The organism is Staphylococcus agnetis (assembly GCF_002901865.1).
GTDB lineage: Bacteria > Bacillota > Bacilli > Staphylococcales > Staphylococcaceae > Staphylococcus > Staphylococcus agnetis.
Map to the genome: position 1 here is coordinate 1 of NZ_PPQF01000145.1, position 675 is coordinate 675.

General features: G+C 23.7%; 1 protein-coding gene. It reads right to left on the reverse strand.

Features of this window, described 5'->3' with window-relative positions:
• Window positions 1-380 precede the first annotated feature (380 nt).
• On the reverse strand, window positions 381-578 hold the full coding sequence (locus CD172_RS12410; RefSeq protein WP_103346511.1) for a hypothetical protein: 198 nt from the start codon (window positions 576-578) through the stop codon (window positions 381-383).
• Window positions 579-675: the final 97 nt, after the last annotated feature.

Consider the following 675-nt stretch of genomic DNA (forward strand, 5'->3'; position numbering starts at 1 on the left):
ACTTTAGCGTTACCAAATTTTTTGAAGAAACCACTTTTTAAATTTCATCACTATCTCTCCTTGAATTATTAATTTATTTATACATAATTAATTATAATACAAAATGTAAAAAAGGAGAGGTAAAAATGAAAAAATTTACAATTAATATTTTTGCTCTATTCTTAGCTGTAATTTTAATTTTTAATCTTTTGGACGGGAAAATCATACACAATCAACAAATTTCTATGTTAATTAACGCAGGTTTCATCGTAATAATTTTAATCTTTATATTTTTATATATATTCAAGCGAAAAAAGCGCTAAATAATTTATTCCAATTACTTTATTGACAACAAGCCTCTGAACCCTTAACAATCCCAAAACTTGTTTAAAGCAGTCACCTTATAAATTAGATTTATTCTTATTGATTTTAATAGCTTTAATAACCTGATAAATAGAATTCAATATGAACAAAACAACATATGGTATCAAGATAAACATATTTTCTAATTGATATACAAAAGGAACACCAATTATTAACGCAATATTTAACCATAGTGATAAATAATAAAATCCGTCTAACTCAGGATTAATCTTCATAAAAACTCTCCTTTTTTATCTAATATAATTATTTTGTTAACGACGAGGTGTTGTTCTTAAAATAGATTAGCTTGAGTTATCTAATTCAGTTTATATT